We start from the raw sequence: 14,290 nt of genomic DNA, 5'->3' as shown, positions 1-14,290 counted from the left end.
TAGAGAAGTTTCTCTTTATCGAACCTTTCCTTTGTCGGGGCGCCTGGGTTAGCGTCGCCTCACGTAACACGGATGACACATGGCGTTAGCGAGATACACGTCTATGCCTGGGGTCGTGGCGGTCATGGGGAGGTCGCGCATGCGTACCGGAATATGGTTGATCGGTGCCCGCGGCTCCGTCGCCGTCACCTCGATCGTCGGTGCCGCCGCGCTGCGGGCCCGCCTCGTCGCGCCGACCGGCTGCGTCACCGAACTGCCGCAGCTGCGCGGCCCGGCCCTGCCCGGCTGGTCCGAGCTGGTCTTCGGCGGCCACGACATCGTCACCACCCCCGTGCTGAAGAAGGCAGACGCGCTCGCCGCCGCCGGGGTGCTGCCGGGCCGGCTCGTCGTCGCGCTCGCCGACGAGCTCGCGGCGGTCGAGCAGGAGCTGCGGCCGCTGCCGGCCGGCGACACCCAGGCCGCGACCGCGCGGCGTATCTCGGCGGACCTGCGCGGCTTCCGCGACCGCAACGCCCTCGACCGGGTGGTGGTCGTCAACGTGTCCACCACCGAGCCGGCCGCCGCGCCGCACCCCGCGCACGCCGGGCTCGCCGAGCTCACCGCCGCCCTGGCCGGGCCGGCGCCGGTGCTGCCGCCGAGCGCGCTCGCCGCGTACGCGGCCTTCACCGCCGGCTGCTCCTTCATCGACTTCACCCCGTCGACCGGCGCGCGGCTGCCGGCCCTGGCCGAGCTCGCCCGGGCGCGGGCCGTCCCGTACGCCGGCAACGACGGCAAGACCGGCGAGACCCTCGTCAAGTCGGTGCTCGCGCCCATGTTCGCCCTGCGCAATCTGCGGGTACGCAGCTGGTCCGGGCTCAACCTGCTCGGCGGCGGCGACGGCGCCAACCTGGCCGACCCGGCCGCCAACGCCGCCAAGGTCTCCAGCAAGCAGCGGGTGCTCGGCGACGCGCTCGGATACCAGCCGGAGGGCACCAGCCGGATCGACTACGTGGCGGAGATCGGCGACTTCAAGACCGCCTGGGACCTGATCACGTTCGAGGGCTTCCTCGGCACCGGCATGCGGATGGAGTTCAGCTGGCACGGCTGCGACTCCGCCCTGGCCGCGCCGCTCGTGCTCGACCTGGCCCGGCTCACCGCGGCCGCGCACCGCGCCGGGCGCAGCGGCCCGCTGGCCGAGCTCGGCTTCTTCTTCAAGGACCCGCTCGGCGACGGCCCGTCGGCGCTGGCCGAGCAGTGGGCCACCCTCGCGGCGTTCACGGCCGGACTCGCGTCGTGAAGACGCCGTTGCGCACCCTCGCCGAACTGGTCCGCGCACCGGCCGCGCTCTCCGTGCCCGGCGACGCGGTGGCCGGCGCCGCCGCGGCCGGCACGCTGGGCCCGCGCACGGCCGGCCTCGCCGGCGCCGGGGTCTGCCTCTACTGGGCCGGGATGGCCGCCAACGACTGGGCCGACCGCGACCTCGACGCCGCCGAGCGCCCGGAACGCCCGATACCCTCCGGCCGGATCTCCGCACCCGCCGCGCTGGGCATCGCGGCCGGGCTCACCGCGGCCGGCCTGGCCCTCGCCGCCCGCGCGGGCGGCGCCCGCGCCCTGGCCGTGGCGGGTCCGCTGGCCGCCGCGGTCTGGGCATACGACCTGCGCCTGAAGAACACCGCGGCCGGGCCCGCCGGGATGGCCGCCTGCCGCGCCCTGGACGTGCTGCTCGGCGCGAGCACCGGCAATCCGGTACGCGCGCTGCCGGCCGCCCTCGCCGTCGCCGCGCACACGTACACGGTCACCGAGCTGTCCCGCCACGAGGTCGCCGGCGGCACCTCCGCGAAGCTGCCCGCGGCCACCCTGGCCGGCACCGCCGCCCTGGCCGCCGCGGTCGCCGCGCGCGGCGGCACCGTCACCGCCGTGCTCGCCGCCGAGTACGCCACCAGCTACGGCCGCGCGCAGGCACGCCTCCTCACCGACCCCGCCGCGCCGCGGGTACGCGCCGCGGTCGGCGCCGGCATCACCGCGCTGCCCGCGCTCCAGGGCGCGCTCGCCGCCCGGGCCGGCCGCACCTGGGCCGGGCTCGCGGTCGCGGCGGCCGCCCCGCTCGCCCGGCTGCTCGCCCGCAAGGTCTCACCCACATGACCGCCCTGCGGTACGGCTACGGCACCAACGGCTTCGCCAACCACCGGCTGGGCGACGCCCTCGCCGTCATCGCCGGCCTCGGCTACACCGGCGTCGCGCTCACCCTCGACCACGACCACCTCGACCCGTTCGCGGCGGGCCTGGCCCGCCGGGTCGCCGAGGTCGCCGACCGGCTCCGCGACCTCGGCCTCGGCGTCGTCGTCGAGACCGGCGCCCGCTACCTGCTCGACCCCTGGCGCAAGCACGCGCCGACGCTGCTGCACGACGACCGGAAGCTGCGGCTCGAATTCCTGCACCGGGCGGTCGCGGTCGGCGCGGACCTCGGCGCCGAGGCGGTCTCCTTCTGGTCCGGGGTACGGCCGGACGGCGTCGACGACCGCACCGCCTGGAGCCGGCTGGTCGACGGCTGCGCCGACGTCACGGCCGCGGCCACCGCCGCCGGGGTGCCGCTCGGGTTCGAGCCCGAGCCCGGGATGGAGGTGGCCGACCTCGACGGCTGGCGGCGCCTGCGCGCCGACCTGGGCGAGCCCGCCATGTTCGGCCTCACCCTGGACATCGGGCACTGCCGCTGCCTCGAGCCGCTGCCCGTGCCGCAGTGCGTGGCCGCGGTCGCGCCGCACCTGGTCAACGTCCAGATCGACGACATGCGCCGGGGCGTGCACGAGCACCTCGAGTTCGGCACCGGAGAGATCGACTTCCCGCCCGTGCTGCGGGCGCTCATCGACGGCGGCTACCGCGGCCTGGTCGCCGTCGAACTGCCCCGGCATTCGCACGCGGCGCCGACGGTCGCCCGCGAATCGCTGGCGTTCCTGCGAGCCGCCGAGAAGGAGGCTCAATGATCGAGGAGCTGCGCGCCGCGCTTGCCGGCGTACCGGAAAGGGACTGGCTCGACGACGCGCTGGCCCGGGTCCGCGACGACCCGGACGAGCTGGCGCCCCTGTTCGCCCGGGCCGAGCGCAAGCTCGGCCGGGAGCCGTTGTTCCCGGACAGCGGTTGGACCGCCGGGCGGGCCGGGCGGGCGCTGCTGCTGGTGGAGGTGGCCGACCCGGCCCGGACCACCAACCTGTACCAGCAGGGCGACACCGCCGAGCGGCTGGCCGTGCTCGCCGCGCTGCCGCTGCTGGAGATCGGCCCCGAGCTGGTGCCGCTGCTGCACGACGCGCTGCGCACCAACGACGCCCGGCTGGTCGCCGCGGCGCTCGGCCCGTACGCGGCGCATCTCGACGCCGCGGCCTGGCGCCAGGGCGTCGTCAAGTGCGTCTTCATGGGCATCCCGCTCAGCGCCGTCGACCGCCTCGACGAGCGCGCCGACGCGGAGCTCGCCACCATGCTCGGCGCCCTCGCGCAGGAGCGCGCCGCCGCCGACCGCCGGATGCCGGCGGACGCCCTCGCGCTGCTCAACCGGCTCACCGTCGCGAACAACTCGAGGAGGCAGGGCTGATGCGCATCTTCGACCCGCACATCCACATGAGCTCCCGGACCACCGACGACTACCGGGCGATGGCCGCGAACGGCGTACAGGCCGTGGTGGAGCCGGCGTTCTGGCTCGGGCAGCCGCGCACCAGCGCCGGGTCGTTCACCGACTACTTCGACTCGCTGATCGGCTGGGAGCCGTACCGGGCGGCGCAGTTCGGCATCCGGCACCACGCCACCATCGCGCTGAACCCCAAGGAGGCCAACGACCCGCGCTGCCGCAGCGTGCTCAACCTGCTGCCGCGCTACCTCGACAAGGACGGCGTCGTGGCGGTCGGCGAGATCGGCTACGACTCGATGACCCCGGCCGAGGACGAGGCCTTCTCCGTGCAGCTCGCCCTGGCCGTCGAGTACGAGCTGCCGGCGCTCGTGCACACGCCGCACCGCGACAAGGCCGCCGGCACCCGGCGCAGCCTCGAGGTCGTCGCCGAGTCCGGCATCGAGCCGGGCCGGGTGGCGATCGACCACCTCAACGAGGTCACCGTCGGCCTGGTCCGCGACACCGGCTGCTGGATGGGCTTCTCCATCTATCCGGAGACGAAGATGTCGCCGCAGCGGATGGTCGAGATCCTCAAGGCGTACGGCACCGAGCGGATGCTGGTGAACTCCGCCGCCGACTGGGGCCACTCCGACCCGCTGCTGACCGTGGAAACCGGCCGGGAGCTGCTCGCGGCCGGGTTCACCGCCGACGAGGTCGACCTGGTGCTGTGGCGCAACCCGGTGGAGTTCTACAGCCAGTCCGGGCGCCTCGACCTCACCAGCCCGGCGCCGGTCGCCACCTTCGCCGGTAGCTCCATCGCGCGGGGAGGCGGCTGATGCGGCTGCGGCACCCCGGCGGGCAGACCATGCACCTGTCGTACTGCACCAACGTGCACGCCGCCGAGGACTTCGCCGGCATCCTGGCGCAGCTGGACACCTACGCGGTGCCGATCCGCGACCGGCTCGGCGCCGACGTGCTCGGTCTCGGCCTGTGGCTCGCGGCACCGGTGGCGGCCGGGCTCGCCGCCGACGTCGCCGGCCGCCAGCGGCTGCGCCGGGAACTCGACGCGCGCGGGCTCGAGGTCGTCATGCTCAACGGGTTCCCGTACCAGGCGTTCCAGGCGCCGGTGGTCAAGCACGCCGTCTACCAGCCGGACTGGACCACCGCGCAGCGGCTCTCGTACACCCTCGACCTGGCCCGGGTGCTGAACGACCTGCTGCCGGCCGCCGCCGCCCGCGGGTCCATCTCCACCCTGCCGCTCGCCTGGCGCGAACCGTGGGACGCCGCACGCGCCGACGCCTGCCGCCACCACCTCGACGAGCTGGCCCGCACGCTGGCCCTGTTCGACAGGGAGATCCGGGTCGGGTTCGAGCCCGAGCCCGGCTGCGTCATCGAGACGACGGCGCAGGCCGCGCGCCTGCTCGCCGGCGTGGACACCACCCGGCTCGGCGTCTGCCTCGACCTGGCGCACCTCGCCTGCGCCTGGGAGGAGCCGCGGGACGCGCTGCGCAACCTGGCCGGCGCGGGGCTGCCGATCGTCAAGGTGCAGGTCTCGGCCGCGCTCGCCAGCGCCGACCCCCGCGCCGACGCCGCGGTGCTCGGCGAGTACGTCGAGCCGCGCTTCCTGCACCAGACCCGCGGCCCCGGCGGCCTGTCCACCGACGACCTCGACGAGGCCCTCGCCGTGCCCGGCGGGCGCGACCAGCCCTGGCGGGTGCACTACCACGTGCCGCTGCACGCGCCGCCCGTACCGCCGCTGCAAACCACCGTCGGCGTGCTCGCCGAGGCCCTCGCCCTGCTGGCCGGCGGCCCCGAGCCGCTCTGCGACCACTACGAGGTCGAGACGTACACCTGGAACGTGCTGCCGCCGACCTCGCGCCCCGGCAGCCCCGCCGAGCTGGCCTCGGGGATCGCCTCCGAGCTCTTCTTCGCCCGGGCCCAGCTCACCGCGCTGGGTCTCACCGCCCAACAGGGGGTCACGCCGTGAAGCCCGTGGTCGTACTCGACGTCGTCGGCCTCACCCCGCGGCTGCTGGAGCACATGCCGCGCCTGTCCCGCCTCGCCGCCACCGGATTCCGCGCGCCGCTGGGCACGGTGCTGCCCGCCGTCACCTGCACGGTCCAGTCCACCTTCCTCACCGGCGAGCCGCCCGCCGTACACGGCATCGTCGGCAACGGCTGGTACTTCCGCGACCTGGGCGAGGTGCTGCTCTGGCGCCAGCACAACGCGCTGGTCGGTGGCGAGAAGCTGTGGCACGCGGCCCGCTCGCGCGCGCCGGGCTACACGGTGGCCAACGTCTGCTGGTGGTACGCGATGGGCGCCGACGTCGACTGGACGGTAACGCCGCGGCCGGTCTACCACGCCGACGGCCGCAAGGACCCGGACTGCTACACCGATCCGCCGGCCCTGCACGACGAGCTCACCGCCAAACTGGGCACGTTCCCGCTCTTCAGCTACTGGGGCGCCAACGCCGGCCTGCCGTCCTCGGCGTGGATCTGCCGGGCCGCCGAACAGATCATGGCGGACCACCGCCCGGACCTGACCCTGGTCTACGTGCCGCACCTCGACTACGACCTGCAACGCCACGGTCCGTCCGCCCCGCAGGCCGCGGCGGCCGCGGCCGAGCTCGACGCCACCCTCGGCCCGCTGCTCGACGCGGCGGCGGCCCGCGGCGCCACCGTCGTCGTGCTGTCCGAGTACGGCATCACCGACGTCTCGCGCCCGGTCGACGTCAACCGGCTGCTGCGCGCCGAGGGCCTGCTGCGGGTGCACACCCAGGCCGGGATGGAGTACCTCGACCCGTGGACGTCCCGGGCGTTCGCCGTGGCGGACCACCAGATCGCCCACGTCTACGTCCGTGACCCCGCCGACGTGCCGGCCGTGGCGAAGCTCTGCGCGGCGCTGCCCGGCGTCGCCGAGGTACTGGACGCGGACGGCAAGGCCGCGCACGGGCTGGACCACGAGCGCTCCGGCGAGCTGGTCCTGGTCGCCGAGCCGGACGCCTGGTTCACGTACTACTACTGGCTGGACGACGCGGCCGCGCCGGACTTCGCCCGGCTGGTGGAGATCCATCGCAAGCCCGGGTACGACCCCGCCGAGCTGTTCTTCGACCCGGCGGGCCCGGCGGCGGCGAAGGGCCGCGCCGCGCTGGCGCTGCTGCGCAAGAAGCTCGGTATGCGCTACCTGATGAGCGTCGTCGGCCTCGACGCCGGCGCCCGCGCGGTCCGCGGCTCGCACGGGCGGCTGCCGGCGGACCCCCGCGACGCGCCCGTGCTGATCTGCTCCGACCCGGCGCACGCCCGGGACGCCGTCGCCGCGACCGAGGTGAAGGAATTGCTGCTCACGCTGGCCGGGCTGCCGTCATGACCGTGGGCATGGCGCCGGAGACCGACGCGGCGGGCCTGGCCCGGCGCTGCGAGTCGGCGCTCATCCGCTACCTGGACCGGCAACGTCCACACTGGCCGGACGGCACCCCGGCGGGCGTGCTCGACGCCGTACGGCGGTTCGTGCTCGCCGACGGCAAGCGCCTGCGCCCGATGTTCTGCTACTGGGGCTGGCGCGGCGCCGGGCAGCCGGACAGCCCGCAGATCGTCGTGGCGGCGGCCGCGCTCGAACTGTTCCACGCGTTCGCCCTGATCCACGACGACATCATGGACAACAGCACCCTGCGCCGCGGCCAGCCGACCGTGCACCGCCACTTCGCGGACGTGCACACCCGGCACTCGTGGCGCGGCGAGGCCGTCCGGTACGGCCAGAGCGCGGCGCTGCTCTGCGGCGACCTCTGCGCCGCCTGGGCCGACCACATGCTGCACGAGTCGGGCCTGCCGGTCGAGTGGATACACCGCGGGTACCGGCTCTTCACGGTGATGCGCACCGAGGTGATCGCCGGCCAGTACCTGGACCTGGTCTCGGGGGTCGGCGACGGCTCGGTGGCGGGCGCGCTGACGGTCATCCGGATGAAGGCGGCCCGGTACACGGTGACCCGGCCGCTCCAGATCGGCGCGGCCCTGGCCGGCGGCCCCAAGGGGCTCCAGGCGGCGCTACAGTCGTTCGGCGACCCCCTCGGCGACGCGTTCCAGCTCCGCGACGACGTGCTCGGCGTCTTCGGCGACCCGGCGGTGACCGGCAAGCCGGTCGTGGACGACCTGCGCGAGGGCAAGCCCACGGTCATGATCGCGATGGCCCGGGACCGGGCGGACCGGACACAGGCCGCCCGCATCCGCGAACTCTTCGGCGACCCGGCCCTGGACGACGCGGGCGCCGCCGAGCTGCGCTCGATCATCACCGCGACCGGAGCCCGCCAGCGGATCGAGAGCCTGATCTCGCAGCGCGCGGCGGAGGCGACGTCGGCGCTCGCCGACGCGCCGCTGACCACCGAGGCGCGGGCGGCCCTGTCCGGCCTGGCCTCGTCGGTGGTGGCCCGGCACCGCTGAGGCTTGCGAGGGTCTGCTTTCATTTCGCTGACATCGGTCGATGCCTGAGGAATGGAAAAAATGGACAGTGGGCCCCGGCTCGCGGCACTGGACGGGATGCGCTTCCTGGCCGCCGCGGCGGTGATGGTGTTCCACTACACCATGGCCTGGCGCATCGACGGCGTGAGCCCGCCGTCGGACCTCCTGCCGGCCGGCTCGTGGGTCGCCGTGTACGGGTGCCTCGGCGTCGAGGTGTTCTTCCTGATCAGCGGCTTCGTGATCTGCATGAGCAGCTGGGGGCGCCGGCTGGGCGACTTCTTCGCCTCCCGGGTGAGCCGGCTCTACCCGGCGTACTGGGTCGCCGTCCTGCTGACCGCGCTCGTCGCGGTCGCGGCCCCGCTCCGCGGCGGCGGCATCTGGGGCCTGGTGGACCCGACACCGGTCGGTGTCGCGGTGAACCTGACGATGGTGCAGGAACCCCTCGGCGTCGGGTCGATGGACGGCGTCTACTGGACGCTCTTCGTCGAGCTGCGTTTCTACCTGCTCTTCCTCGTTCCGGTCATGCTCGGCCTGACCTACCGCCGCGTCGTGCTCTTCTGCGCCGCCTGGATGACCGTGGCGGTGCTGAGCCCGGTGCTGGGCACCACGCTGCTGAACGCGCTGGCCGTGCCCGAGTACGCCGCGTACTTCGTGGCCGGCATCCTGATGTACCTCGTCCACCGCTTCGGCCCGTCGCCGCTGCTGTACGCGATGATCGCGTTCACCTGGATCGTGAACCTGCACGCGGTGACCCGCCGCGTGCACAGCCTCGGCGCGTCCTACCCCACCTGGCCCGGGGTCGTCATCATCACGGTGGCTTACGGCCTGGTCCTGGCGATCGCGCTCGGCCGGCTGGAACGGGTGCGCTGGCGGTGGCTGACGACCGCCGGGGCGCTGACGTACCCGCTGTACCTGCTGCACCAGCGGATCGGCTACACGGTGATCCGCAACGTGTACCTGGCCTTCCGCCCGCCCGTATGGCTCCTCCTGATCGCGACGGCGGCCCTGATGCTGGTGCTGGCGTGGGCCGTGCACCGGCTGGTGGAGAAGCCGCTGGGCGCGTACCTGCGGCGGGTTCTCCGCCGCTCGCTCGACGTGATGCGCGCGGCCTCGGTGCCACTACCGCTGTCGAGGCGGAGCGCGCACCAGCCGGAGAACGCGGTGCCTCAGCGCGCAGGCTCGGCCTCCGTGCCGTAGGCGGCCGTGGGCGTACGGGAGCCACCGGACGAGGCGACGAGCGCGTCGGCGACCAGGGCGGCATCCGCGTCGGCCAGGTCGGCCGGGTACTCCGGCAGCAGGTCGTCCCAGACCGGCAGCCACGATCCGAACAGTTGAGCCTGGCCTTCGGGCCGGGCGAAGAACCACAGGTGCAGGTGGGCGGCGCCGTCGCCGAAGCGGTACATGTGTGCCCGCGCGACGTGCGGCACCGCCTGCACGTGCCGCACGATCCGGGTACTCAGCAGGCCGAGTTCCGCGGCCATCTCGTCGGGCAGGTCGGCCAGGTCGTAGTGGTCGCGGGGGTAGAGCATCACGATCAGCGGCAGCCCGACGCCGGAGATCCGGTCCAGCCGCCAGCGCTCGTTGAACCAGACGCCCTTGTCCCGGTCGCCGCAGATGCCGCACTCCGCCGGATCCTCGCCGTGCCGCGGCGGCTCGGGTACCACCGGCGGCCGTAGCGGAGTGACACGCAGGCCGTCCTGCACGAACGGGCTGATCTCCCAACCCGTCATGCGGGACAGGGGAAGGCGGCGCTCACTGTCCGTGGCGGCAAGCGCATGCTGATAGAACTCGTCCGGAGTCAAAGCCATGGCCGCAGGGTAGTCACGGCGAACGGCACGACCGCACGCTCCAGGCTGGTTCGACCACGTCAAACTTCTGATCGACGACGAACACTGACGCGAGCGGCTCCGCCGCGCACTGGTGACGGTCGTTTGTCAGCCTTCTCGGGCGGCCATGTAGAGCAGCCCGCCGACGCAGAAGACCATCCAGGCGGTGACGGCGGCGACGAAACCCGCCAGGGCGGGCATTTCCCATTTGCGGGCGAGGTGCGTGCAGAGCGGCACCGCCACCAGAAGGGTCGGGGCCAGGATCAGGGCAGTGTTCTGCAGGACGGCGCCGATGTCCGGCTCCGTGGGGCATCCGAAATGGCCGGTGCAGTCCACCACGCGGCCGGTGCCGCTCTCCGACTCCTCGACCGTTGCCGCCAGGAAGACCGGAAGGGATCCTGCCACCGCGTACCAGAAGGCGAGCGAAAGGTAGGAGCGGCCCAGCCGGCCGCCCACCCGTTCGTCGCCCATGATCGGCAGCATAGGTTCATCACGCCACAGCGCTCAGGTTCTGATGTTGCCCAGCAGGGGTCACGCTGCGCTAGCAGGCGCGAGGTTTCGACCCCGGTGTCCTGACCTGCCGAAATGAGCGCCTCCTCAACCCGCCCGGTCCGCTCTCAGCTGGTGCGGCTGCTGTACCTTGCGCACTCCAGACGCAGGTGGTCGTCGCTGAGAGGGTGACATGTCGGGAAGCGGAACTGGGGTCTGGCGTGGCCGGCGGATGGCGCTGGCGATGGTGGCCGTGCTCGCGCTGGTGGGCTGTGCCGTTTCCGGATCCGCGGAGTCCGCCGCACCCGCTCCGTTTCGGGCCCGGCCTGGGCCGCCGGACCCGATCGCCTTGGTCGGCATGTGGAGGCTGACCGGTATCGGCGCGGAGGCCGGCACGACGGTGGGTCTGACTCCGGGAGGACTCACGATCTACCAAAGCTGTGGCGAGTTGCTGGGTTCCTGGAATGCCGATTCTCAGGGGCTGTTCACCGGCGACGTCATTGCCAGCACGGACGATTGCGACCCGCGAACCCGCATCCTCTGGCTTAGCGATGCCGCCGGATACCGGCTCGGCGGCCGCGACGCGGAGCTGGTCGACCCCGACGGCAGAGCGGTTGCCCGCCTGGTCGCCAGCGGTGAGCCACTGCGGCCCGACCGCGAGTCTTTCGAGGTGACCGATGAGTTTCGCCGCTTGTTCGACCCGCCCGCCGCGCTCCCTCCGCACCTGACGCCGGCCGACCGGCGGGAGCTGCCCGGTCGATGGGTACCGGTCCGTGGCGGATCGAAGGCGCTTGAGCAGCCAAACCTGGAGATCGGCGCCGATGGCCGCTGGTTGGGCTCGGACGGGTGCAACGGGTCCGGGGGCGGCTGGGTCGCCGGACCCGCGGGCACCCTTCTGGCGACGTCCGGGGTCAGCACCCTCGTGGGCTGCGACAACGTGCCGGTCGGAGACTGGTTGTCGTCCGCGCGGCGGGCCGGGTTCGACGGTGCGATGCTCGTGCTTCTCGACCGGAACGCCAAGGAACTGGGCCGCCTCCACCGGGACGACGGCGGCCCGAGCATCCCCGCACCGCCGGCCGGCAACTGATCAGACCTGATTCCCACCAGGCCACCACCGGCGGCGAGCAAGACCGGTGCGGCGGCGACAACCGTGATCTCTGTCAGATCATGGTCGTTGGGGTCGACCGGGTCGGTGCCGGTCGTATGGTGCTGGCCGTTGTGGAGGGCTTTCGGCTGCTGGGGCGAGGTGGCTGGTGCCGGAGATCGCGGATGCGGGCAGGGGCGGTGTCGGGTTGACGGATGACGGATGCTCGGCGGCCGGCAGTGGGCGAGCCGGGGGTCGGGAGTCATTGGTTCGCGATGGGTCGGCCGGCGCGGTCGCCCGGTGGGTGGAGGTGCACCGGCTGGCGGTCGCGGGCCGGGAGCCCGCGGTCGCCCGGGATGTCGGTTACCGGGTGGCGGGGGTGTGGCTGCGCAGGTCCCGGTTCGCGGATGTGGCGGCCGTGGCGACCGCGACCCTGACACTCGGCCCGGACGCCGGCTCCTTCTACGCCCTGGGCTGGGCACAGTCCGCCACCGGGCAGCCCCGACAGGCCTTGGCCAACTGCGAGCAGGCGCTCCACCGGTTTCGGGAGGCCGGCGACCGCGGCAGCGAGGCCGCCACTCTCTCCAACATCGGCCTTGTGTACGACGGGCTCGGGGACCGGCAGCAGGCCCTGGCCTACTACCGGCAGGCCCTGCCCATCCGGCGGGAGGTCGGTAACCGCGCCGGCGAAGCCAACACCCTCAACAACATCGGCCTCGTGTACGACGGGCTCGGGGACCGGCAGCAGGCCCTGGCCTACTACCAGCAGGCCCTGCCCATCCAGCGGGAGGTCGGCCACCGCGCCGGCGAGTCCAACACCCTCAACAACATCGGCGCCGTGTACGACAGGCTGGGGGACCGGCAGCAGGCCCTGGCCTACTTCCAGCAGGCCCTGCCCATCACCCGGGAGGTCGGCGACCGCGCCGGCGAAGCCAACACCCTCCACAACATCGGCCACGTGTACGACGGGCTCGGGGACCGGCAGCAGGCCCTGGCCTACTACCAGCAGGCCCTGCCCACCCTGCGGGAGGTCGGCAACCGCGCCGGCGAAGCCACCACCCTCAACAACATCGGCTTCGTGTATCACGGGCTGGGGGACCGGCAGCAGGCACTGGCCTACTACCAGCAGGCGCTGCCCATCCGGCGGGAGGTCGGCGACCGCGCCGGCGAAGCCGTCACCCTCACCAACATCGGCGGCGTGCACGAGGGTCTCGGGGACCGGCAGCGGGCCTTGGACTACTACCAGCAGGCCCTGCCCATCACCCGGGAGGTCGGCGACCGCGCCAGCGAAGCCACCACCCTCAACAACATCGGCTCCGTGCACAGTAGGCTCGGGGACCGGCAGCAGGCCCTGACCTACTACCAGCAGGCCCTGCCCATCCGGCAGGAGGTCGGCGACCGCGCCGGCGAAGCCACCACCCGGTACAACATCGCGATGATCCACCGGGCGGAACGGAATCTCGACCAGGCAGCCGGCGAGCTTGAGATCGTCGTCGACCTCGACCGCCAAATCGGCAACCCGGACCTCGAATCCGACACCGCCATGCTCGAACAGGTACGCCAAGAACGAGTACGAGATCAGAGTGACCTGATCACTTGATCAGTAGGGTCCGAAGACGATCGTCACCTCGGGGGAGTGGTTCGGCGTTCGGCGAGTTGCTTCAGGTTCAGCAACTGCCGGCGAGCCATCACGAGGTCACCGACGGACAGCGCGAGGGCGGCCAAACGGTTCGTCTGCATGCTCACCTTGAGCAGCAGGCGGGTCGTGTCGTGCTCCTGAGGCAGGAGCACGTAGGACATGAAGGCGCCCATGATGGTCCCCGTCAGCTGCTTCCCCGGGTCGAGAGAGACGATCCTGCCCAACTTCCGCCCGCCGGAGGAGGTGAATGCCTCTCCGATCTCAGGTTCGGGGAGGCCCACCAGCTGACGAGGTGAGCGGCGGCCCAGGTTGTCGATCCAGTCATAGGAGTACGGCGCGATCCGTACCTGGGCAACCCACGGCCATACTGTCGCGGCGGGCGCCGCAACGTTGACTCCTCGCCACACCTGCAATGCAGGTGCGACGACGAACTCGTCGCACGGATAGTGGCGCAGCGTCTCGTCGTCGGTCACGCCCCACCGGTCGCCGATCATCGATCAATCTTCGCACCGCCACGGCCACCGCGTGCCGGAGGATGATTCCCCAGCGATGGCCAGTCCCAGCCCTCGCCCGCCGCGACGGGAGAGCCGATGGGCGTATGGACGTTTCTGGCCGCGGTCGCCTCCTCCGCACCGGTCACCGCGATCACGCTGAAATAAGGTTGGCGGGGTGAGAACGATCTCCGTAACGGCACCCGAGGGCGCCCAGTGGAACGTCCGTGTCGTGTGGGCGCCGCGCTGGCGGGCGCTCGCGCGGCGCTTCGGTGGCTGGCGGGCCAAGCGCACCGGCCGCTCCGGCGAGGTGGTCGACGGCGCTCTTCAGGTCGGCGACGCCTCGACGTCCGGCGGGGGAGGCGGCGGCCTCGGCCTGGGCGACGAGATCGTGGCCATCCTGGTCGTCCTCATCGCCTTCGTGGTGGCGGTGGCGCTGTTCTGGTGGGTGCTGCTGCCGCTGCTCCTGCTGGTGCTCGACCTCGTCATCGTGCTGATCCTGCTGGCGGCGTCGGTCGCGGCGCGCGTGCTGCTCCGCCGCCCGTGGACGGTCGAGGCGACCGCCCTCGGCCACGACCGGATCACCACCCACGTGGTCGGCTGGCGGGCGGCGCTGCGCCGCCGCGACGAGATCGCCGATTCCCTGCGCCGCGGCATGCGGCCCGTGCCGTGAGGATCGAGGCGGCCCAGATGGGTCTGCGGGGTTACTGGCTGGCCCGGGGCGAGCTGTGCGGCG

General features: G+C 73.0%; 15 protein-coding genes. 12 read left to right on the top strand and 3 right to left on the bottom strand.

The genetic code is table 11. The annotated features are described in order from the left end of the window. Window positions 1-139: 139 nt before the first annotated feature. The 9 genes from BJ971_RS20015 to BJ971_RS19975 are packed head-to-tail and all read left to right on the top strand — an operon-like array spanning window position 140 to window position 9,222. Window positions 140-1,276, top strand: a complete 1,137-nt coding sequence (locus BJ971_RS20015; protein ID WP_184994784.1) for an inositol-3-phosphate synthase — start codon at window positions 140-142, stop codon at window positions 1,274-1,276. Then, window positions 1,273-2,121 (top strand): SCO3242 family prenyltransferase, encoded by an 849-nt coding sequence (locus BJ971_RS20010; RefSeq protein WP_184994783.1) that lies wholly within the window; start codon window positions 1,273-1,275, stop codon window positions 2,119-2,121. Before BJ971_RS20015 ends, BJ971_RS20010 begins: the two co-directional genes overlap by 4 nt. Further along, complete coding sequence (locus BJ971_RS20005; protein WP_184994782.1) at window positions 2,118-2,960, top strand: sugar phosphate isomerase/epimerase family protein; 843 nt, start codon at window positions 2,118-2,120, stop codon at window positions 2,958-2,960. Before BJ971_RS20010 ends, BJ971_RS20005 begins: the two co-directional genes overlap by 4 nt. Then, complete coding sequence (locus tag BJ971_RS20000; protein ID WP_184994781.1) at window positions 2,957-3,562, top strand: EboA domain-containing protein; 606 nt, start codon at window positions 2,957-2,959, stop codon at window positions 3,560-3,562. Before BJ971_RS20005 ends, BJ971_RS20000 begins: the two co-directional genes overlap by 4 nt. Then, window positions 3,562-4,410: a TatD family hydrolase gene (locus tag BJ971_RS19995; protein WP_184994780.1), complete on the top strand. Its 849-nt coding sequence runs from the start codon at window positions 3,562-3,564 to the stop codon at window positions 4,408-4,410. Before BJ971_RS20000 ends, BJ971_RS19995 begins: the two co-directional genes overlap by 1 nt. Further along, complete coding sequence (gene eboE, locus BJ971_RS19990; RefSeq protein WP_184994779.1) at window positions 4,410-5,561, top strand: metabolite traffic protein EboE; 1,152 nt, start codon at window positions 4,410-4,412, stop codon at window positions 5,559-5,561. Before BJ971_RS19995 ends, eboE begins: the two co-directional genes overlap by 1 nt. Next, the gene (locus BJ971_RS19985; protein WP_184994778.1) at window positions 5,558-6,940 is read left to right on the top strand and encodes an alkaline phosphatase family protein; all 1,383 of its coding nucleotides are present in this window, start codon (window positions 5,558-5,560) and stop codon (window positions 6,938-6,940) included. The genes eboE and BJ971_RS19985 overlap by 4 nt, the downstream gene beginning before the upstream one ends. After that, window positions 6,937-8,007, top strand: coding sequence for a polyprenyl synthetase family protein (locus BJ971_RS19980; RefSeq protein WP_184994777.1), 1,071 nt, complete (start codon window positions 6,937-6,939; stop codon window positions 8,005-8,007). The genes BJ971_RS19985 and BJ971_RS19980 overlap by 4 nt, the downstream gene beginning before the upstream one ends. A gap of 60 nt (window positions 8,008-8,067) precedes the next feature. Next, window positions 8,068-9,222 carry an acyltransferase family protein gene (locus tag BJ971_RS19975; RefSeq protein ID WP_239087259.1) on the top strand — a complete coding sequence of 385 codons (1,155 nt, stop codon included), beginning with the start codon at window positions 8,068-8,070 and terminating at the stop codon, window positions 9,220-9,222. Here BJ971_RS19975 and BJ971_RS19970 read toward each other — a convergent pair. Both BJ971_RS19970 and BJ971_RS19965 read right to left on the bottom strand, forming a co-directional pair. Next, window positions 9,192-9,833 carry an HIT family protein gene (locus BJ971_RS19970; RefSeq protein ID WP_184994775.1) on the bottom strand — a complete coding sequence of 214 codons (642 nt, stop codon included), beginning with the start codon at window positions 9,831-9,833 and terminating at the stop codon, window positions 9,192-9,194. The two genes, BJ971_RS19975 and BJ971_RS19970, sit on opposite strands and share 31 nt — an antisense overlap. A 126-nt stretch (window positions 9,834-9,959) precedes the next feature. Then, the gene (locus BJ971_RS19965) at window positions 9,960-10,322 is read right to left on the bottom strand and encodes a hypothetical protein (RefSeq protein ID WP_184994774.1); all 363 of its coding nucleotides are present in this window, start codon (window positions 10,320-10,322) and stop codon (window positions 9,960-9,962) included. Between the two features lie 250 nt (window positions 10,323-10,572). Here BJ971_RS19965 and BJ971_RS19960 point away from each other — a divergent pair, with 250 nt between their 5' ends. Together BJ971_RS19960 and BJ971_RS19955 are read left to right on the top strand one after the other, a co-directional pair. Further along, a complete protein-coding gene (locus BJ971_RS19960; protein WP_184994773.1) occupies window positions 10,573-11,427 on the top strand; it encodes an META domain-containing protein in 855 nt (284 codons plus the stop codon). A gap of 262 nt (window positions 11,428-11,689) precedes the next feature. Beyond that, a complete protein-coding gene (locus BJ971_RS19955) occupies window positions 11,690-13,024 on the top strand; it encodes a tetratricopeptide repeat protein (RefSeq protein ID WP_221478811.1) in 1,335 nt (444 codons plus the stop codon). Window positions 13,025-13,047: 23 nt separating this feature from the next. On the opposite strand, the gene BJ971_RS19950 is transcribed toward BJ971_RS19955, so the two are convergent. Then, window positions 13,048-13,557: a polyketide cyclase gene (locus tag BJ971_RS19950; protein ID WP_184994772.1), complete on the bottom strand. Its 510-nt coding sequence runs from the start codon at window positions 13,555-13,557 to the stop codon at window positions 13,048-13,050. A 175-nt stretch (window positions 13,558-13,732) separates the two neighbouring features. Here BJ971_RS19950 and BJ971_RS19945 point away from each other — a divergent pair, with 175 nt between their 5' ends. Further along, complete coding sequence (locus tag BJ971_RS19945; RefSeq protein ID WP_184994771.1) at window positions 13,733-14,227, top strand: hypothetical protein; 495 nt, start codon at window positions 13,733-13,735, stop codon at window positions 14,225-14,227. Window positions 14,228-14,290 lie beyond the last annotated feature (63 nt).

Origin of the sequence: Amorphoplanes digitatis, assembly GCF_014205335.1 — a bacterium.
GTDB classification, from domain to species: Bacteria; Actinomycetota; Actinomycetes; order Mycobacteriales; family Micromonosporaceae; genus Actinoplanes; species Actinoplanes digitatus.
The sequence above is the reverse complement of the archived record's forward strand: the minus strand, read 5'-3'. Positions and strand labels throughout refer to the sequence as shown.

Bases quoted from the DNA above. Each gene is read 5' to 3' on its own strand.
- BJ971_RS20015 (WP_184994784.1), top strand. From the start codon at position 140: ATGCGTACCGGAATATGGTTGATCGGTGCCCGCGGCTCCGTCGCCGTC.
- BJ971_RS20005 (WP_184994782.1), top strand. From the start codon at position 2,118: ATGACCGCCCTGCGGTACGGCTACGGCACCAACGGCTTCGCCAACCAC.
- BJ971_RS20000 (WP_184994781.1), top strand. From the start codon at position 2,957: ATGATCGAGGAGCTGCGCGCCGCGCTTGCCGGCGTACCGGAAAGGGAC.
- BJ971_RS19995 (WP_184994780.1), top strand. From the start codon at position 3,562: ATGCGCATCTTCGACCCGCACATCCACATGAGCTCCCGGACCACCGAC.
- eboE (WP_184994779.1), top strand. From the start codon at position 4,410: ATGCGGCTGCGGCACCCCGGCGGGCAGACCATGCACCTGTCGTACTGC.
- BJ971_RS19980 (WP_184994777.1), top strand. From the start codon at position 6,937: ATGACCGTGGGCATGGCGCCGGAGACCGACGCGGCGGGCCTGGCCCGG.
- BJ971_RS19975 (WP_239087259.1), top strand. From the start codon at position 8,068: ATGGACAGTGGGCCCCGGCTCGCGGCACTGGACGGGATGCGCTTCCTG.
- BJ971_RS19970 (WP_184994775.1), bottom strand. From the start codon at position 9,833: ATGGCTTTGACTCCGGACGAGTTCTATCAGCATGCGCTTGCCGCCACG.
- BJ971_RS19965 (WP_184994774.1), bottom strand. From the start codon at position 10,322: ATGGGCGACGAACGGGTGGGCGGCCGGCTGGGCCGCTCCTACCTTTCG.
- BJ971_RS19960 (WP_184994773.1), top strand. From the start codon at position 10,573: ATGGCGCTGGCGATGGTGGCCGTGCTCGCGCTGGTGGGCTGTGCCGTT.
- BJ971_RS19950 (WP_184994772.1), bottom strand. From the start codon at position 13,557: ATGATCGGCGACCGGTGGGGCGTGACCGACGACGAGACGCTGCGCCAC.